At 67.1% G+C, this 17,241-nt stretch carries 21 protein-coding genes and 3 pseudogenes; 14 read left to right on the plus strand and 10 right to left on the minus strand.

The genetic code is table 11. The features are described 5' to 3' along the window. A pseudogene (locus tag Asi03nite_RS36385) lies at positions 1 to 622 on the plus strand (helix-turn-helix domain-containing protein); the annotation flags it as partial. 41 nt (positions 623 to 663) lie between these two features. On the opposite strand, the gene Asi03nite_RS36390 reads toward Asi03nite_RS36385, so the two are convergent. Next, entirely contained in the window at positions 664 to 1,059 is a 396-nt protein-coding gene (locus Asi03nite_RS36390) for a recombinase family protein (protein WP_203685068.1), read from the minus strand. 306 nt (positions 1,060 to 1,365) lie between these two features. Between Asi03nite_RS36390 and Asi03nite_RS36395 the strand changes: the two genes are divergently transcribed. Next, the gene (locus Asi03nite_RS36395; protein WP_203685069.1) at positions 1,366 to 2,295 is read left to right on the plus strand and encodes a hypothetical protein; all 930 of its coding nucleotides are present in this window, start codon (positions 1,366 to 1,368) and stop codon (positions 2,293 to 2,295) included. A 19-nt stretch (positions 2,296 to 2,314) separates the two neighbouring features. On the opposite strand, the gene Asi03nite_RS38735 is transcribed toward Asi03nite_RS36395, so the two are convergent. Next, positions 2,315 to 2,536 carry a Tn3 family transposase gene (locus tag Asi03nite_RS38735; RefSeq protein WP_444978656.1) on the minus strand — a complete coding sequence of 74 codons (222 nt, stop codon included), beginning with the start codon at positions 2,534 to 2,536 and terminating at the stop codon, positions 2,315 to 2,317. A gap of 53 nt (positions 2,537 to 2,589) precedes the next feature. Further along, complete coding sequence (locus Asi03nite_RS38740) at positions 2,590 to 2,817, minus strand: Tn3 family transposase (protein WP_203685071.1); 228 nt, start codon at positions 2,815 to 2,817, stop codon at positions 2,590 to 2,592. A gap of 66 nt (positions 2,818 to 2,883) precedes the next feature. Between Asi03nite_RS38740 and Asi03nite_RS36410 the strand changes: the two genes are divergently transcribed. Then, positions 2,884 to 3,264, plus strand: a complete 381-nt coding sequence (locus tag Asi03nite_RS36410; protein ID WP_239103191.1) for a nuclear transport factor 2 family protein — start codon at positions 2,884 to 2,886, stop codon at positions 3,262 to 3,264. Between the two features lie 267 nt (positions 3,265 to 3,531). Here Asi03nite_RS36410 and Asi03nite_RS36415 read toward each other — a convergent pair whose 3' ends face one another. Beyond that, entirely contained in the window at positions 3,532 to 4,497 is a 966-nt protein-coding gene (locus tag Asi03nite_RS36415) for an aldo/keto reductase (RefSeq protein WP_203685072.1), read from the minus strand. A 6-nt stretch (positions 4,498 to 4,503) separates the two neighbouring features. Then, positions 4,504 to 5,103 carry an NADPH-dependent FMN reductase gene (locus Asi03nite_RS36420; RefSeq protein WP_203685073.1) on the minus strand — a complete coding sequence of 200 codons (600 nt, stop codon included), beginning with the start codon at positions 5,101 to 5,103 and terminating at the stop codon, positions 4,504 to 4,506. A 112-nt stretch (positions 5,104 to 5,215) separates the two neighbouring features. Between Asi03nite_RS36420 and Asi03nite_RS36425 the strand changes: the two genes are divergently transcribed. Continuing rightward, positions 5,216 to 6,055: a helix-turn-helix domain-containing protein gene (locus Asi03nite_RS36425; RefSeq protein ID WP_203685074.1), complete on the plus strand. Its 840-nt coding sequence runs from the start codon at positions 5,216 to 5,218 to the stop codon at positions 6,053 to 6,055. Between the two features lie 39 nt (positions 6,056 to 6,094). Here the strand turns inward: Asi03nite_RS36425 and Asi03nite_RS38745 are convergent, their stop codons facing one another. Next, on the minus strand, positions 6,095 to 6,226 hold the full coding sequence (locus Asi03nite_RS38745) for a hypothetical protein (RefSeq protein WP_275409531.1): 132 nt from the start codon (positions 6,224 to 6,226) through the stop codon (positions 6,095 to 6,097). 83 nt (positions 6,227 to 6,309) lie between these two features. On the opposite strand from Asi03nite_RS38745, the gene Asi03nite_RS36430 reads away from it, so the two are divergent. The 5 genes from Asi03nite_RS36430 (at position 6,310) to Asi03nite_RS36445 (ending at position 9,673) form a co-directional block, all read left to right on the plus strand. After that, entirely contained in the window at positions 6,310 to 7,107 is a 798-nt protein-coding gene (locus tag Asi03nite_RS36430; RefSeq protein ID WP_203685075.1) for a helix-turn-helix domain-containing protein, read from the plus strand. A 10-nt stretch (positions 7,108 to 7,117) separates the two neighbouring features. After that, positions 7,118 to 7,813: an SDR family NAD(P)-dependent oxidoreductase gene (locus tag Asi03nite_RS36435; RefSeq protein ID WP_203685076.1), complete on the plus strand. Its 696-nt coding sequence runs from the start codon at positions 7,118 to 7,120 to the stop codon at positions 7,811 to 7,813. Between the two features lie 323 nt (positions 7,814 to 8,136). After that, a complete protein-coding gene (locus tag Asi03nite_RS36440; protein WP_203685077.1) occupies positions 8,137 to 8,496 on the plus strand; it encodes a hypothetical protein in 360 nt (119 codons plus the stop codon). Then, the gene (locus Asi03nite_RS39055; protein WP_373872219.1) at positions 8,408 to 8,701 is read left to right on the plus strand and encodes a hypothetical protein; all 294 of its coding nucleotides are present in this window, start codon (positions 8,408 to 8,410) and stop codon (positions 8,699 to 8,701) included. Before Asi03nite_RS36440 ends, Asi03nite_RS39055 begins: the two co-directional genes overlap by 89 nt. Before the next feature lie 519 nt (positions 8,702 to 9,220). Continuing rightward, entirely contained in the window at positions 9,221 to 9,673 is a 453-nt protein-coding gene (locus Asi03nite_RS36445; protein ID WP_203685078.1) for a hypothetical protein, read from the plus strand. Positions 9,674 to 10,307: 634 nt separating this feature from the next. On the opposite strand, the pseudogene Asi03nite_RS39060 reads toward Asi03nite_RS36445, so the two are convergent. Then, positions 10,308 to 10,457: pseudogene (locus Asi03nite_RS39060) on the minus strand (Tn3 family transposase); the annotation flags it as partial. A 247-nt stretch (positions 10,458 to 10,704) separates the two neighbouring features. On the opposite strand from Asi03nite_RS39060, the gene Asi03nite_RS36455 reads away from it, so the two are divergent. Both Asi03nite_RS36455 and Asi03nite_RS36460 read left to right on the plus strand, forming a co-directional pair. Continuing rightward, on the plus strand, positions 10,705 to 11,376 hold the full coding sequence (locus Asi03nite_RS36455; protein ID WP_203685080.1) for a DUF4232 domain-containing protein: 672 nt from the start codon (positions 10,705 to 10,707) through the stop codon (positions 11,374 to 11,376). 36 nt (positions 11,377 to 11,412) lie between these two features. Beyond that, complete coding sequence (locus tag Asi03nite_RS36460) at positions 11,413 to 11,571, plus strand: hypothetical protein (RefSeq protein WP_203685081.1); 159 nt, start codon at positions 11,413 to 11,415, stop codon at positions 11,569 to 11,571. Between the two features lie 432 nt (positions 11,572 to 12,003). Here Asi03nite_RS36460 and Asi03nite_RS36465 read toward each other — a convergent pair. Beyond that, positions 12,004 to 12,201 (minus strand): annotated as a pseudogene (locus Asi03nite_RS36465) (IS5/IS1182 family transposase); the annotation flags it as partial. A gap of 391 nt (positions 12,202 to 12,592) precedes the next feature. Here Asi03nite_RS36465 and Asi03nite_RS36470 point away from each other — a divergent pair. After that, positions 12,593 to 14,590, plus strand: coding sequence for a hypothetical protein (locus Asi03nite_RS36470; RefSeq protein ID WP_203685082.1), 1,998 nt, complete (start codon positions 12,593 to 12,595; stop codon positions 14,588 to 14,590). Between the two features lie 152 nt (positions 14,591 to 14,742). On the opposite strand, the gene Asi03nite_RS36475 is transcribed toward Asi03nite_RS36470, so the two are convergent. Then, positions 14,743 to 14,940, minus strand: coding sequence for a hypothetical protein (locus Asi03nite_RS36475; RefSeq protein WP_203685083.1), 198 nt, complete (start codon positions 14,938 to 14,940; stop codon positions 14,743 to 14,745). Between the two features lie 209 nt (positions 14,941 to 15,149). Between Asi03nite_RS36475 and Asi03nite_RS36480 the strand changes: the two genes are divergently transcribed. Then, positions 15,150 to 15,713 carry a SatS C-terminal domain-containing protein gene (locus Asi03nite_RS36480; protein ID WP_203685084.1) on the plus strand — a complete coding sequence of 188 codons (564 nt, stop codon included), beginning with the start codon at positions 15,150 to 15,152 and terminating at the stop codon, positions 15,711 to 15,713. Positions 15,714 to 15,883: 170 nt separating this feature from the next. After that, entirely contained in the window at positions 15,884 to 16,063 is a 180-nt protein-coding gene (locus Asi03nite_RS36485) for a hypothetical protein (protein WP_203685085.1), read from the plus strand. A gap of 216 nt (positions 16,064 to 16,279) precedes the next feature. On the opposite strand, the gene Asi03nite_RS36490 is transcribed toward Asi03nite_RS36485, so the two are convergent. After that, positions 16,280 to 17,241: hypothetical protein (locus Asi03nite_RS36490; RefSeq protein WP_307834059.1), on the minus strand; the 962-nt coding region annotated here is incomplete at its 5' end.

Raw genomic sequence — 17,241 nt, forward strand, 5'->3', positions numbered from 1 at the left:
TCCGCCGCAGGCTGGTCCGCGCCGGAAATTGCCGACCTGCTGCACTACGACCCCGCCACCGTCCGCCCCTGGATCGCCCGCCACCAGCACGAAGGACTCGCCGGACTACCCGACCGACCCCGCAGCGGACGATCCCGCAAAGGCAGCCACCGCCTCGGCGAACGCATGCACCGGCTGCTCATGATCCCAAAAGCCTGGACCACCACCGCCCTCTGGCGCTCAGTCGGCCGGCCCCAGATCAGCCTGTCCGCGCTACGCCGCCGCATCCGCGAACAGGCCCGCTGGTCACGGCCCCGACTGATCGCCAAAAGCGCCCCCAACCACGACCTGATCTGCGCGGATATCCGCCAACGCATCGCCGCCCTGCCCACCGGATCGGTCGTGCCCGCCGAAGACGAAACCCACCTTGACCTGCTGCCCCGCATCCGCGCCGCATGGATGCCCACCGGGATCCGGCACCGGATCCTGACTCCGGGCACCAACCTGCGCCGCACCCTGCACGGCGCCATCAACCTGGCCACCCGGCGCCGTGCATCACCACGTCAGCGTCAAGAACGTCTCCGTGGTCTTCTGCTACTTTCTGCAGCAACTGCTCCACGCCTACCCCGACGCCCCCGTCATTGGCAATCCCCTGAAACCGTAGAGACTTTGATGTTGAGGTTTTTAGATCTTGGCGGGTTGGGAAGAGTGGCGGCGTAGCCGCCTCCCTTTCTCCGGATCGTCATGCCGTCCGTTCGATGACGGATCGTTCCAGTCGTGAATCGAGGCACCGAGCCCGAAGCGCACGCCACGCTCGGACAAGTCGGTGAGAATATGGCAGGCCTCGGTCATGTTGCGGGCGAAGCGGTCGAACTTGGTGACGGTGAAGATGCTGCCGTTCCAGACGGTGGCGATGGCCTGGTCGAGGCCGGCGCGGTTCTTGCGGCTGGCGCCGGAGAATCCGCGGTCGATGTAGAGCCGGTCGGGGGCGACGCCGAGGGCGGTCAGCTGTTCGGTCTGGACGACCACGTCTTGTTCATCGGTTGAGCAGCTGGCGTAGCCGACTTGGGTGCTGTTCATCCCTTCGGCTGTTCCGGATAGGGCTCCCTTATCGGAGCGACACGCGGAACACCTCTACGGAACACGTCTGACGTTGGCGGATGTCCATTCGGCGGTGTTCCGGTGAGCGATCATGAAACGGCACATCCGGAATGCGCACGCGTGCCACGCCTCCGACGGCTCAGTCCACCCCGTGAAGTGCGGACAACCGAAGGCGTCCCTCTGATGACATGATGCAGATCCTTGATGCCTTCCAGGTCAGCGACCTTGATCCGACCGGGATCGGCACTGTGGAGGGCGATCCGCGAGGATGAGCGGGTGGCCACAGTGAGCGTCTCGTACCGAAACAATCTGCTGTTGATCGAAGCAGGGCGCTGGGCGGATCTTCTCGCTCTGGCCACCCATGGCCGAGTCGACGGCGACGAGGCAACTCCGGAGGAGCGGCGCGAACTTGCGCACGCCGTCGCGGTGGGGGCATCGCCCGCTCTGGCGGTCGCCGCGGCCGAGCTCTACCCCGACGAGGACCACGGTTTTCCCGGTCCGTTGTGGGAGGTGGTCGCCCGCCGGCCGTGGCGCGATCTCGCACCGCACCTGACCCACCCGCGTGTCCGCGAGTTGGTCGCTCAGACCAGGGTTTTACACGGCGAGGATCTTCGTGAGGTCGTGGAGTCGGAGATCCCGTTGCGATTGGAGCCTTGGGAGTCCGCTTACTGGGACCCCGAGTGGGACATTCCCGAATACGACCTGACCGGCTGTTCGGGCTGCTACCAATGGTCCTTCCCCAACTGGCTGATCGAGGATCTACCCGGCGGCGTCCCGCTACCGGCTGCCACCGTGGAGCAGGTGGAACACCCCGCGGTCCCGGTCCTGAACGGGTTGAACGACCCCCACAAGCCGATCAGGGCGTACGCCTTGCGCGGGACCGCCTGGGAGGCCGCCGCGACGGTGGCAACCGACAGGGAGACGTGCCGGGCCGCCGAGGTGCCGTTCGCCCGGGCATACCCGCACCTTGTGCACCTGGCGACCGGCACCGGGCCCTACGCCGTGCCGCACGAGACCGGCCAGGCGCTGGGCCGACTCGCCGTGTGGCGGGCACTGCGCGTGATGGCCGGCGGCGGTCCGGTGCCCGCCTTTGCCGAACGGCTGCGGTGCGTCACCTGGCGAAGGCCCACCGAATACAGCTACCGTCTGTACGTAGCAGTGGAGGACCCTGCCCAGGGAATCACCTGGGCCGTCACCGCTGCTGCCAGAGATTAGATCGCCCGCAACGAACCATCTACCCCTCGGCTGTCGCGTCAGCATCGCGCAGGGGCCGCCGACCGCCGCGCAGATCCGGCGCGGTGAAGGTGTAGTGCCCGTGGACGTTGATGTGGGCGTACATGTACGGCGAGAGCCGAGCCACATCGGCGTCCAACACCGGGAACCCGTCGCCGCGTAGCCGGTCGAGGATCGCGTCCAGATAGACGGTGCTCCATAACGTGACGCAGTTGATCACCAGGCCGAGGGCCCTTCTTGCAGGTTACGCATCCGTTTGATCGCCCGCCTATACGACTAGGCGTCGACGTACGACAAAACGTGCCGGGTCTTGAAAATCCGGCCGAAATGCGCGAGAGCCTGCCCGAGCTGGGTCGGGTTCCCGCCGTGCTGCAGCATCCGCATCGCGTCACACGCCGACACCGCCCCGCTGTGCGCCGAGGCGACCAGGCGCAGGATGTCCGGCCAGTGCTGCCGCACCCGGGCCAGGTCGATCCGGCCCCCGTCGGCCAGACCGAAGGCCAACCCTACGAATGCGCGGATTCGGCCGATGATAGGACATTCCCTCGTACCTCGCGGTCACGTGGCCAGATGGGGCAGGATCTGCCGGTGACCTTCGATGCCCAACGACCTCATCAAGCCTTCGACGCCGCCGAGTTGCACGGCGACACCGACGCCCTGCAAACCTTGCTGGCTGACGACTTCAAGTCCATCGGCGAGCAGGGATACGTCCTCGACAAGGAACAGTGGATCGGCAAGTTCGCCGAGTTCTCGTACTCGGCTCTGGACAGCAGCGATGTCGAGGTGCGCTGTTACGACCACGCCGCGATCGTCCGATGCATTCAGCGCAGCCGCTCAACTTGGCAGGGGCAGCAGATGGCGTTGACGGTCCGTGTCAGCCAAACGTGGATCGAACACGACGAAGGCTGGCAACTCGCGGGGATCCAGTTCAGTTCGCTCAGCCAGACGTGACCGGCCCCCTCCTCCGAAGCGCCCCACGCCTACGGGGACGCTGAGCCGTGCCCCGGTCGAGAGCGCCCGGCGCCCCAGCAGGGCATTCCCGCCGCTGGCGCGACGTCTGGTCTTGGTTAGATATCCGGATCTGCCGCAGACAATGCGCGATGGGTCCAGTCGTTGCCCGTGCCCAGGGTGCTGGCCGGAACGCACCGTAGTCACCCTTGACGACGCAGCGATCTCGTCCGCAGCGACATCGGCTGGAGCGGGAAGTTAAACGACAAGCTAATAGCCGGTCGGTCGCCGTGGAGTGTAGGGAGCGGTGAGCATGTCGTGCTCCTGCTCACCCAGCGTGACCGTTGCTGCGGCGGCGGCGTCATCGAGGTGGTGTGGCGCGGTGGCACCCACGATGGGTGCGGCCACGACCGGGTTGCTCAGAACCCACGCGAGTGCGACCTGTGCCATGGTGACGTCTTGGGCGCTCGCGACGGTCTGTACCGCGTCGATGATGGTGCGGTCGGCGTCGTCGAAGAAATGCCTGCCGATTTGGTCGTTGACCGAGCGTGACGTCTGCTGGCCGTAGGGGCGGGCAAGGCGGCCCGAGGCGAGTGGACACCAAGGCAGGCTGGATACGGCCTGATCGGCCAGTAGCCCGAACATCTCCCGTTCCTCCTCGCGTTGCACGAGGCTGTATTGGTTTTGCATCGAGACGAACCCGGTCCAGGAATGTAGTTGAGCAGCGTGTTGCATCTTGGCGAACTGCCAGGCAGCCATCGACGAGGCGCCGAGAAAACGCGCCTTGCCCGCGGCGACGACGTCGTGCAGGGCCTCCATCGTCTCCTCGACGGCGGTCTTCGGGTCGAAGCGGTGGACCTGATAAACGTCGACGTAGTCGGTGCCGAGCCTGCGCAGCGAGGCGTCGATCTGCTCCATGATCGCCCGACGGGACAGTCCAGAGCCGGTCGGCCCATCGTGCATCGGTAGGCCGACCTTCGTGGCGATGACCACTTCCTCACGCCGGGCGAAACGGCGCACAGCCCGGCCCAGGATCTCCTCGGAGGTGCCGTGCCCATAGACGTTCGCGGTATCCCAAAGCGTGATGCCCAGTTCAACCGCTCGCCGGAAGATCGGCTGAGCGGTGTCCTCGTCCAGCGTCCATGGGTGCCTGTCGGTGGGTTGGGCCAGAACCATGCAGCCGAGCGCGATCCGGCTCACTTGCAGGTCCGACGAACCCAGCGTGGTGTAGTCCATCAATCGTCACGCCCCACCCGGGTACGGGACAGCGGTACGGGCGGCACGCAGTGCCTGCGCCCACCAGGAGAGTTGTTCCAGGAGCATCTTGGCGTAGCCGGCCGCCGCGGCGTCCAGCGGGGCGCCGTCCCGCCAGGCGGTGAAGTAGTTAGGGAAGGCCAGGCCGTCGCGGATGGTCACCGCGTGCAGTTCGGTAAGCACGTTCTCCAAGTGCAGCACTGCGTGCCGGCCACCGGCCGCACCGCCGTAAGTGACAAACGCTACCGGTTTGGCGGTCCACTGGGTGAAGTGCCAGTCGATGAGCGCCTTCAGCGACGCCGGGTAGCTGTGGTTGTACTCGGGAGTGACGATGATGAAAGCGTCGGCCTCCGACAGCTTCCCGGTGAGCTCTTTCATGCCTTCGGGACGGGGGTAGTCCTCCCCGGCGAACTTAGGCGAAGCGGCCGGCAGCGCCAGCGGGATGTCTATCCCGGCCAGATCGACGAGGTCGACGTCGAAACCGCCGTGTGCCTGAATCTGGTCCGCTACCCAGGAGGCGACGACCGGCCCGAACCGGCCCTCACGCACGCTACCGACGATGACCACGAGTCTGCTCTTGTCGCTCATGCCCTCGACGATCTGTCATTTCCGGCCGAGCAGCCAGACCGGGTGCAGGCTGGCCCCCACAGGGCCACCCTGCACCCCGCCGGCCGTACGCGCCGGGCCGTAGGCTCGCAGCATGGGTACGCCGCTAGGAGACTTCGTCCGGGCCAAACGCGACAGCATCCGACCCGAGGACTTGGGCCTTCCGGCACACCAGCGGCGACGTGCTCCCGGGCTACGACGTTCGGAGTTGGCATCACGGGCCGGGATCAGCGTCGAGTACCTCACCAGAATCGAGCAAGGCCGCGACCGCAACCCGTCCCGCTCGGTCGTCAACGCGCTCGCCGACGCGTTCAACCTCGACACCGCCGAACGTACCCATCTGGGCTACCTCGCCAAGATCACTGGTGGTGCGTGCGCCGGACATGTTCGGGCGACACCGCCTCAGCGCACCATACGGCCAGCCGTGCGCCAGATACTCACCCTTCTAGAGCCGGGCATCGCCTTCATCACCAACCGACTCGGTGACGTGCTTGCCCACACCGACGGCTTCGACACGGTCATGCGCGACACCGGCCTGCTGGACGCCGATGAGCCCAACCTCACCAGGTATGTCTTCACCCATCCTCAGGCCAGAACCACCTTCGTCGACTGGGACCAGATCGCCGATGAACAGGTCTTCAACCTGTGGCTCGGGCCCTCGACCGAAACGTTCGAATGGTTCACGGCGGACTTCGCGACCGTAGCCGGCGCCGAGTTCACGCGGCGGCTGCACCGCCACATCCCTCCCGCCCGAGTCCCGCTGAGGATGACTCATCCACGCGCGCATCAACTGCGATGGGACCGGGAAGTCCTGGAGCTCCCTGCCTCGGACGCCCAGCAACTGATCCTTCTCCTACCCGCTGATGACGCCACCGCCACAGCGCTGGATCACCTACGCGAGCGCCCGCACCGCACCGCCCTCCGCGCTGTCTGACACCGGGCGGTTCCGGCCGTTGGAAGCTACGGCTGGACCCTATTGCTCAACGGCATCGGGGTCGCGCAGCGGCCGCCGGCCACCGTCCAGCGCGGGCAACGCGAAGGTGTAGTGGCCATGCAGGTTGATGTGTTTGTGCTGGTACGCCGAAAGCCGCGCAGCATCCAGCACCGGGTACCCCTGCGCGGCACCGACTCCAACGCCAGAGCCTGCTCCGCCGACGAATGCCGGTGATGCGGCTCTAGGCTTGTGGTGTGCAGGTGCATTCGTTGCCGGTTGAGCCGCAGCCAGCACCGTGCGCAACCATCCCAGCGGTATCGGTCAGCGGTGACTTGGGGTGGTACGTGCTCGGGTACGGCGGGTTTCGCTCTGGGACCGGCGTGGCCCTGCGCCACCGGGTGCTTCCCGCTGTCGCGGCCGTGCTCGTCATCGATGTCGACAGCGGCGAAGCGGTCGTTACGGGGCCGCGGACGAGGGCTCTGCTCGCTGCGGAGCGGTGGGGTCATGGGGTGACGGTCGGGCTGACTCCGGCGGGCGTGGCCGCCGTGCTGGGGATGCCGATGGGGGAAGTGGCTGAGACGATCGTGCCGTTCGATTCACCTGGCCTGGTCGAAATGCTTGCCACGACCGACGCGTGGGCGGCTCGGTTCGCGATACTGGACGGCTGGATGCGGCGGACGGCACGCGAGGCAAACTATCCGGCCGACACCCGGCTGGTCGCGGCGTGGAAACGGTTGCAGCGCAGCGGTCCGACCGGGGTCGACGAGGCAGCGGCGCTGCTCGGTGTTCGGCGACGCCGACTCGAACAGGCATTCCGGCAGTACGTCGGCGTCGCGCCGGGATCAGTCGCCCGTGTCGCCCGCTTCCAACGCGCCGCCGGCATGCTTGCCGGGCAAGTCACACTCGGCCGGGTGGCCGCAGAATGCGGCTACGCCGACCAGCCGCATCTGACTCGCGAAGTCCGTGCGATGAGCGGATGTACGCCCGCCGAACTGCGCCAGCACCTGCATGCTGCGCAATCGTTCAAGACTTCGACCGCGATCCTCTCATAGCGTGCCCGGCATGACACTCGACGGCAGGATCGCGTTGGTCAGCGGCGGCTCACGCGGTATCGGACGGGCAATCGTGGAAAGGTTGACCCGCGAGGGTGCCCAGGTCTACTTCACCTGCCGCACAGATCCGGGTGTGCCCGGCGCCGTCGCAATCCGAACCGACCACGAAGACGTCGGCAGTGTCCGGTCGATGTTCGATGCCGTCGGTGAACGGCTCGACATCCTCGTCAACAACGCGGCCATCAATCCCCGTACGCCTCTGGACACCGTGACCGCAGAGGAGATCGACCGGGTGCTGACCGTCAACACGAAGGTGCCCGTGCTGGCGATGCGCGCCGCGGCCGAGCGCATGGGGCGCGGCGGGCGGATCGTAAACGTGTCGACGTTGAACACCGTCGTACCGGCACCTGGCCGGCTGCTCTACACGATCAGCAAAGGGGCCCTGGAACAGGCCACCGCTGTCGCGTCCCGCGAGCTAGGGCCGCGCGGCATCACCGTCAACACGGTGTCGCCGGGAGCAGTCAACACCGACATGCTCCGATCAGCCAACAACGCCGAAACGCTCACTCAGACCATCGCTGTGACCGCCTTGCAGCGGCTCGGCGAGCCCGATGACATCGCCGCGATCGTGGCTTGGCTGACCGGACCGGACGCCGCGTGGATCACCGGCCACAACATCCGCGCCACCGGAGGGCTTCTCGTATGAGCCCGACCACCACGGACTTCTCGACCCTGGCTGACGCCACACGGACATCGGCTACTTGTTTCATTGCGCTAAGCGCCTGTTGAATCGTGGCCCTTCACCGGGCTAGCCGGTTCAAGGCGGTCCTGGCCCGCTACGAGGAATCGTCGCGTTGAAAGCGTCGTCACCGCGCGGGGCCGATCGGACTGGATGCCGCTGAACTTCTAGCCCAACACCTCCAACGTCCTGCACGAGACGCTGCAGCACGGCGGCCCGCCGATGTTCAAGATCAAGGCAATCCTGGCGAGCATGCCCACGCGACCGTGGGGCCTGTACTCCGGCTACGAGTGTTCGAGCATGTTCCTCGTGCCGGCGTCGAGGGTGACATCGACAACGAGAAGTTCAAGCTCAAGACCCGCGACTGCGCGGCCGCCGAGCGGACCGACCGGTCGCTGGCGCCGTTTCTCACCGGGCTCATCCAGATCCGGAAGCAAAACCCGACGCTGCGCTGGCCTCGCAACATGAGCTTCCACGAGATCGACAACGGCTCGCTGCTGTCCTCGGGACGCGAACAGCAGCAACACGGTTCTCGTGGTGGTCCATGTCAACGCCGGCAACGTGCAGTGGGGCAACACCATGCTGAACATGCCGGAGCTGGGGATGGACTGCCTAGAGCGGTTCACAGTGGTCGACCAGATCACCGTTAGCTGCTGTCCTTGTCCGCGGGAGAGCCGGCCGGCGACCCACCCAGTTCAGCACGGGAGCATGTCATGGAGTTCTGGACCTCGATCATTCGCGCCGTCGGCGACGTTCTCTACCTCGCCGCGGCCATCATCACACTGGTTTGCCTTGTTATTGAGCGCGTCAAGCGCGATCGGTAAAGGGGTCCGGGCGCGGCGGCCGCCGGGCTGATCGTGCCGTCGGCGCCGCGGACCAGCGTGGCGTCGGCGCCGCGGACCAGCGTGGCGTCGGCGCCGCGCCACGCGCCGTCGCGCTCGACGCGCACGGGACGGTAGCGGTGCTCCAGGGGCGGGTGCCGTCCGGGTTGACGAACAGCAGGTCAGTCTCGGTAGTCGCGCCGCACACGCCGACGCGCTTGCCGCAGAGCCGTGCGGTGACCTGGGCCGCGGCCACCTCGGCGACGGTGTCGGCGCAGCGCTTGGCGGGCGGCGCGGGTGGTGTGGCGACGGCGCCTCCGCTCGCCGCCGCCACGGCCAGCGAGGACGCGAGGACGCGAGGAGAGCGGTCTGGCGAAGAATTCTCACCGCCGGCTGCGGGTTCCACCACCGAGACCAGAGCGCGGCGGCCGTCGGCGTGCGGACCCGGTCAGCTGTACCGAGTGAAAGACCGTCGGCTCGGGGGCGTCTCATGAGACACATCCACTCTGGAGAAAGACGGCTAGCCATGCCTCCTGGGTATAGGCTGCGAAGCGTGAAAATCAAGCCTAACGGCCGCACTGGTACGCGGGTGGGCCGTGCCGTGCTCGCCGCCGTCGTCGCGTCGATGTGCGTGCTGGCCGCGACCGGGTCGCAGGCGTTCGCCGCCGTGACCGAGTTCCGGCACCACGACAGCGTCATCTATGGACGGCTCGCCGACTTCAAGATCACTTTTTATGGCGACCCGTACAAGCAGAGTCAGAAACACCTCATCGTGGCCGACAAGCAGAGCGATGGGAAGGTCGCGACCATCCGGGTGTGGCCGTCGCCGATCGCTTCGCCGTGCTCGTACATCGACTACTCCGACAAGGGCGGCGCCGACGACGGCGCGTACCACTACGACATCTACTACCCGGTCGGGATGATCACCTATCGCGTCGGCGGCGACACCGCCAACTGGGGCGGCACCTACGGCTATGACGTCCCTGGCATCATCGACAACTGCTGATCAGATCCCCGAGGCGCCACCTGCTGATCGGCTTATGCACCGCAACCGGGCTGGGCGGCGGCCAGCACCAGAACGGCAGTGGCGTCGGCGCAGGGCCGCTGGGAGTCGGGCAGGACGCTGGTATAGGTGTCGGCTGTAGGGTCTCATCCTCCGTGGCATTCGATAGCCACCTGACCTGCTGTTTTCCGGGAATCTCGACTCTGCAGTCTCAACTTTTGGCATTTTCCTAGCCAGTCTGCCGGAGCGATGAACACCGGTACTTTGGGGCGGGGTTCGCTCCTCGCGGCGCTTTGTCCGGGCGAGCAGGTCCGGAACAACGTGCGCAAAAGGTTTCGTGCGTGGACTTCACCAGCGTGGTCGGGATTCAGCCGGACTTCCGTCCGCTCGTTGCAGACCTGCCCTGCGTTGTTGCGGGCCGGCCACCGCGTACACACCATGACCACCGCCGGCGGTCATGGTGAGCTTGAGTTCGGTCGCAGTGACATCACCGAGTTCGTGCGGCAGTTCCTGAGCGAAGTTCTCGGGCAGAGGCCTGACAACACCGGGCTGCCACGGGAGGTCGCGGAGTCGCAGCGTTGACCATCGTCATGGATCTGCCGTCGGGTCTGCTCACCGCCAGCAGTAACCGCCGCGTGTAGTCCGCCTCGATCCGAGAGACGTCGACCTCGGCGGCGTGCCGGATCGGGCCTTCCATCACCGCCGCGACCGCGGACGAGGAACACGTCTTGAGCTGCGAGTACACGCACACGCTCTTGCGTTCGACGTGCCAGTAGATCGTCACGCCGGCCGGGACCGTCGCGGTAAGATTGCCATGATCCCGGTGCGCCGCGCCGGGCACCCTGGCGCCCGATCCGGCGCGTCGCCCTTGATCCGGCGCGGTCGAGCCGGCGCCGGCCGCCAGGCGGAATGGCGGCGTGGGCAGCACGCCGGGACTTCGGTTCCTGCTTCATGCGCGCCGATGGGGTTAATCGGTTCAGTGCTGTTCTCCACGATCGGTAAGGATCAACGGAGTCATCCGCTCAAGGAATCTGGTGACAACAGACATGCGTGACATCCGCGCCCGAGTCCTCGTGGCCGCCTCCCCCGCCCTGCTCCTGCTCGGCGCGACGGCGGGCTGCTCCGAGGCGAACCACCTGGCCGCCGCCCTGCGCCCGACGACCACGCCGGCCACGGCCGGCAGCACGGCGGAGGACACGACCGACAGCACGGCTGAGGCCAGGGCCGCCACTCTGACCGATACGGGATCCGCCTGCCGCACTGCCGATCTGAAGGCCACGATCACCCTCCAGCCGAACGGGACACCCACCAACCAGCGGGCGATGGTCACCCTGACGAACCGCGGCAAGCACGCCTGCACCCTCGACGGCTGGCTGTCGATCGCGCCGGTCAACGCAGCCGACGAGCTGGTCGTGGTGCCGACCCGGAAGGTCGCGCAACCCGGCCCCGCGAAGACCTTCACGGTCAAGCCGGGCGTCGCTGCCTTCGCCGGCATCAAGTGGACGGTCTGCGCTGAGAGCGACGTCAGCTGTAACTGGGCCAATTCGCTCCGGTACAGCCTGACCGGGACACCCGGCGACGGACCGTACGCCACGCTGGAGGACTTCCCGAACCCCGAGCGCAACGGGATCAGGATGAAGTCGCTGCAGATCGGCACGTTGCAGCCGAGTCGCCAAGCCGTCCTCGCCTGGTTACGGCACGGGTAAGAGTGACCGAATCCATACCACCGGTGTGCCGAAGAGTTGAGATGGAGACACCCCGTAGCCGCGCCGGCACTCGATGTCGGACTGCTGCGTGAGTCGTACGACCTCATCGTCGCCGGCGACGGGGTCAACTCGACCGCGCGCGGCCGCTATGCCGACGCATTCGGGCCGACGCTGGAGACCCGGCAGTGCCGCTAATGTGGCTCGGCGCGGACAAGGTCTTCGACGCCTTCAAGTTTTACGTCAAGCAGACGCCGTACGGCGTCATGCAGGTCCACGGCTACCGGTTCGACGCGCACACCAGCACGTTCATCGTCGAGATGAACCAGAAGCCCCGGCAGTGCGCCGGTTCGACATTCACGCCGGCCGGCCGTTCCGCCCGGGGAGTCGGACGAGAAGTCGGCGCGGCTCATCCGGGAGCGGTTCCAGGACGTCCTCGACGGCGCCGAGCTGTACCTGAACACCTCGAGTCGACCGCGAGCTCCGGGGCTGACGGTCCGCGGCCGGTATCGCTGTGGCGGTTGGTGTCGTCGAGCTGGCTGGGGTCCGTGTGCTGGAGCCGGGGCTCCGGTTATGAGCCCGATTCCTAAGCCGCCCGGTCTCGCCAGCCGATTCGACGCTAGTAACCAGACAGGACTGCGACGCCACCCGTTCATAGCCGGAGCCGTGTACCAGAGCAGCGATGACGTGCTCGAACACGACTCGGTCCGGGATCCGGCGGCGATGACAGCCCAACGGATGCGACGGGTCGAACTCGGGTTGCTCAGGCCACAGCACGGCGAACTGGACCCAGACGGGTTCGAGCAACGAAGATGGCAGCGCAGGCACGGGACTCCATTGGTTACGAAGCGTAGAGAACTCCGATAGTCAATGGACCCGTGCCTGTTTGCTGCCTGACGGTCCCCGCTGTCCGGATCTTGGACCTATCGCCGGTCGCTCTTAAGGCCGGTTCTACGCTCGCAGGATGGGTCTGTACCCGCCTGGCCGGATCTTGGACCTACTGCCGGTCCCTCTTACTTTTGTGAGCCTCGATGAAGCCGGCCACGGATCACCGGCTAACGACCAGTGAACGTGATGGCAATCGATGTCTCGCTCGGGTCCTCGCCCGCGCTCCGCGGCGTCGGGTCGGACGATTCAACCACCTCATGCCCGGACGGCCACCCATGATCACCTCGTTGGCCGGAGCCACGCCAAGATCATGGCAGTTATCGTTCACGCTGTGTCATCATCGTCGCCTGCCCTGCAAGGGCTGGTCAGTAATGCCGGAGCCGGCTACCGCCTGGCCGCGAAGTATCGGCGGCAGCTACTGACCGTAGTGTTACCTGTGCTGGCGCCCACGCTGATCGGGCTGGCCCTGGTGGACCTGCTCCTGGGCCGCGAGCATGCGTCGATCACCAACAGTGTCTTGGTGATCGACGGCTCGGACGGTGGGACGCCGTCCTGGGCAAGACTCGGCCTGATCGCTACGTTCTGGCTGCTCGCGCTTCCCGCCGCGACGCTTGCCCTGATCGGGGCGAAGCGCGGGCACACCGTACGCCCGCTCAAGGCGATCGTCGCCGCGGTCCGCTACCTCCCGGCGCTCGCCGTCGGCGTGTGCGCCGCCGCCGTCCTCGCCTTCGCGCTGCTGTGGATGGCCGCCGCTCTTGCCGGTGCGGCCGGCGGCGGACTGCCCGGCGTTGTCCTGGTCGTGGGCGCGCTGGCGGTGGCGGGCGTACTCGCAGCGCGGATCCTCATCAGCGTGCTCTCGCGCCTCATCGGCGGTCCCGGCGGGGCGGTGACTGCCGGGCCGGTGGCGGGCACCGCCGGAGCGTTCCTGCTGGGAGGGGTCGCCGTTCCACTGGTGCTGGCCCATCTGGCCGACAGGATCGGCGGCGCTGCGCGCGTGCCCGTCGTGGGACAGACGATCGACGCGGTGCTGTTGATTGCACTGATCGCCATGCAGGCCGGCATTCTGGCGTACGTCTGCCTGCAGCGACGTGACGCGACGGGAACCGGCGAGCAGGAGCCCGCACGCCCGGCGGTCGACGACGCCCGGCTAAGTGCGTTGGCGGGCAGGCCGATGCGCCTGCCGGGGTTGGCAATCGTGGCCGCGGCGACGGCGATCGCTGTGCTCACCCCCTGGGGTATCGCTGCGGCGAACCCGTTCGGCGCACCGACGGTGCGCTCGCACCCCGACGCCCCGGACGGCGTGGCGGCGATCGCCTGGCCGGCCGGGAAGCACCCGGTGATGGCAACCATCGACGGCGCCCGGTTCTGCGACAACGACGTATGCGACAGCTACGTCGCCCACAACGGCACACCGCTCGTGATCGACGGACGCGGCGACGCCTCCATCAGCGCGGACGGCGCCACCGTGGTATCGGCGACCCTTGGCGGCGGAGAAAACAACGGCGGACCGTTCATCAACTACGGGCGCTGCACCCGCGCGGGATGCAGCCAGGCCTGGCTGCCTGCCCGCGCCTCGGCCAAGGAGCCCGTCGCATGGCCTGAACTGGCCGTCGCCATCGCACCCGACCAGGCCATTTGGTTCGTCCTGGCAACTCCTTCCGCCGACGACAGAGCCGGCAAGGCTACCTACCGGATCCGCTTCATCCGGTGCGCGAAGGTGGGGTGCCCCCAGCCACAGCGGTTCGACGGCGGCACCATGGAACGCATCGTGGAGGACAGCGCCGAGTATCGGCAGCGCGCGCGGCTGACGATCGGCGCCGACGGCCGCCCGCTCGCGACCATCCGGACCGGGGTTGAGGCTGCGCTGATAACCTGCGATCCGGTCACCTGCGCCCATGCCAGGAGCACCTGGGTCTTCGCAGGCGAGCCAGGCCGTACGTGGGTGGCCCCGGCAACTTCGACCGAACCGCTGGTCACCTTCCAGCCGGACGCACTGCGTATCGGCGAGCAGCTCGTGCCGCTGTCCAGCAACGACGTCCCCTCGTGGTCGGGAGCGCTGGCGGTCGCCGGAGGCCGCGTCTACGCGACAGCGGCCGAACCGGCAACGACACGCCGGCAGGGGCTGCACATCACCATCGGCACCGACGTCGTACCGGAGCAACCCGATCGCTGGCAACAGGTGCTATGGCGCTGTGATCAGTCACATTGCCAGCGTCAGGTGATGGACTCGTTCGATTCGGTCTACGCGGGCGAGGCGTTGGCTGTCAGCCCGGACGGCAGGGTCCTTGTCGTCCGGACCGACCGCATCCTGCTCGTCTCGGCAAGTTGAGCGACGATCACGTCTGTCACGCACTGGCCGGGCGCGAGCAGCGCGCGTGCGGTCCCGTCGCCGCCCATGGGCGCTGACCATCCGCCACTGTAGGGTCTCATCTTCCGTGTCTCTTCGGCGTTCGGGTGTGAACTGCGGAAAGGCGGTGCCGGTCAGCTCAGCGCTCGGAGCCGGGCGCGGGCGTCATGGTCATACGCCTGGGCGTGCGCCCCGGCGACGTCGGCGCGGTTGAGGTACTGGCCCGTAGTGACGGCATACTCCGGTGCCTCGATCGGCCGCACGACGTTGGCGGTTCCCTCAACAACGGTGCTGCGGGGCGTGTAGAGATGCGTCACGATCTTCGTGGGCATGTACGACGACCAAGGTGTCCAGTCGCGGCGGGCGCGAGACGCGATCGGCCAAGTCCTGAATGTCACGCAGTGACGCGAAGTCCGCCGTTCGTAGCTGAGGTTGGGGTTGCCGGTGGAGTCGCGCGTTACGGTCAGGCCGGCTCGGCTGGCCCTGACCGGACAGAACAAGCTCGTCACAACAAGCGAAGAGCAGCTTGGAGATGATCGTCGTGACAACGTCAGGAACGCTGACAGATCTGCTCGGCGCGGCCCGGATCTACCCGGTCCACCTGATCCTGCCCGAGCGTTCCGGGTTCACGCTGTGGGGCGGCAACGTCGACGGAGAGATCGACTACTTCCTCACCAACGCAGGCGGAACCGTCCTACTCGCCGGATCACTGCCGGAGCTGACCAGCAGGGTTGCGCAGGACGGCGCGGGGCCGCTGACCGGCGTCGACGGGTTCACCGCGATCCGCGACGCGCTCGCGCACGGGCAGCGTTTCCCGGACGACAGCGCCGAGATCCTCGACTTCGCGCAGGCCGGCAACGACCTGCGCTCGGAAGAGGAACTGCCCGGCGACGTCGCCGCCAGGCTGGTCGCCTGCCTGGACGCCGCCCGGGACCTGGCCCGGCAGGTGCCGAATCCTGACATGATGAACCGCCTGCAGGCCTCGGGCGAACCGCTACGGATGCTGTACGACGTCATCAACGGAGAAGCCGCCACCGTCGACCGAGCGGACGCAGCTGCGGCGTTCGACGGATTGCGCTCATGGATCGTCGCCAACGTGCGGTAGGCTCCGCTCACCAGCCTTTTTAGCGTTCGACCGCCTGCGAGAAAACAGCGTAGCCCCGCCGAGTCCTGCCACGACGACCCGGTCGGGCCGCAGCCTGTGGCTGCCGCTTCAGCTGCCACCACCGGTGAGGGGTATCTCACCGCGCCCTCCCGCGCGATCCGGTACCAGCCGTGCTGCTCGTGCAGTGCGATCGGCGCCCGGAACAGGTACGTCGTCGCTGGACGGTCGAACGCCTTTCGGCCGCCCGGTCGCACCCGCCCGAAAAGATCGAGCACGCCCGGCTACTCAAGGCCCAAGGCGACAGCCTCGCGGTGATCGCCGCCAAGACCGGCATCCCGAAGACCTCGTAGCACCACTACCTCGCCCCCGCGGCCGTCACGGAACCCGACTCAACGACCGCAGGCTGACAATGTCGTACCCGTGCGATAGCTTGCGATCGGGCCGTCACGTCCGGCCTGCTTCCGAGCCCGCACCGCGCGCCCACGCCGCGCACCCGCAGGCGACGAGGACAAGCAGTCTTATCCGAACTTCGAGATTAGTCGATATGTCGGTTCAGGTTAGAGGCGTCAAGCGTCGTCTGGTGTATTGAGTACGGTCCAGTCTCGGCAGGCTGGATGGGTGGCGCGATGGTGGCGGGCCCAGAGTCCAGCATCGCGTTCTCGGCCACGAGGCGGAACGGCGGCCAGCTGCAGTCGACGCAGCAGGAAAAGGTTAGAGGGTAGCGCTGCGACATCCGTTGCGCGGAGCCGAGGGTGGTCGACAATGAGCGCCCCGTCGCTCATGATCACCAGAGCACGGTACTGGCGGAGATCACCTGGGCCGTCGGGCCTGAACTGAGTCTCATCTTGGCGGCTCAGCCGTAGGATGTGCCGCCCGTCTGGGTGGAGGTGATCAAGGAACCACTCGATGAAGGCAGTGCGCACGGGCCCGTAGGTGGGATCGTGGTGCTCAACCGCCTGGGCCCGGCGCACGAGGTTGGCAAGGGTCATCGAGTTGACCGCGATGAACGCTTTCGGATCGCGAGGGAACTGCCAATGCTTCCAGGTGGGCCGGGTGTCAGGCGCTGTAGCGGGCCGCGGCAGCAGCGGGGCTTGTTCCAGAAACGCGGTATCGATACCAGCTTGGGCAAAGTGCTTGCGCAGCCAGGATCGCTGAAAGTCGTTGGCGGTCTGCCAGGTGTAGACGAGTCCGTCGTACTCGCCGACTGGCCGGGGCTGGTCGGCACCGGGCAGGTTGTGACAAACGTCGGCGATGAGCCTGATCTCGGCAAGGTGCCCCTCTGGATGGTTCGACCTGTCAGGCCTCGATGCCAGAGCCCGGATTTCGATCATCGCGGCTGACAGCAACACCGCGATGGCCGCGCGACGCTGATCGCGTGACCATCTGCTACTCGGCTTTCGACGCAGGTGCACGACGGAACGGTATCCCTCGTCGATGGGCGAAGACACGGGACGGCACTGGATCTCCGCGACAGGCCGGAGAGTGTCGATTTCCCCGGGTTGCCGGCGAGGTCGAGGCTCGCCGATAG

Origin of the sequence: Actinoplanes siamensis, assembly GCF_016862395.1 — a bacterium.
Taxonomy (GTDB): Bacteria; Actinomycetota; Actinomycetes; order Mycobacteriales; family Micromonosporaceae; genus Actinoplanes; species Actinoplanes siamensis.

Coding starts and splice junctions, on each gene's coding strand:
- Asi03nite_RS36390 (WP_203685068.1), bottom strand. CDS start 1,059: ATGAACAGCACCCAAGTCGGCTACGCCAGCTGCTCAACCGATGAACAA.
- Asi03nite_RS36410 (WP_239103191.1), top strand. CDS start 2,884: ATGGGGCAGGATCTGCCGGTGACCTTCGATGCCCAACGACCTCATCAA.
- Asi03nite_RS36415 (WP_203685072.1), bottom strand. CDS start 4,497: ATGGACTACACCACGCTGGGTTCGTCGGACCTGCAAGTGAGCCGGATC.
- Asi03nite_RS36420 (WP_203685073.1), bottom strand. CDS start 5,103: ATGAGCGACAAGAGCAGACTCGTGGTCATCGTCGGTAGCGTGCGTGAG.
- Asi03nite_RS36425 (WP_203685074.1), top strand. CDS start 5,216: ATGGGTACGCCGCTAGGAGACTTCGTCCGGGCCAAACGCGACAGCATC.
- Asi03nite_RS36435 (WP_203685076.1), top strand. CDS start 7,118: ATGACACTCGACGGCAGGATCGCGTTGGTCAGCGGCGGCTCACGCGGT.
- Asi03nite_RS36475 (WP_203685083.1), bottom strand. CDS start 14,940: ATGCCCACGAAGATCGTGACGCATCTCTACACGCCCCGCAGCACCGTT.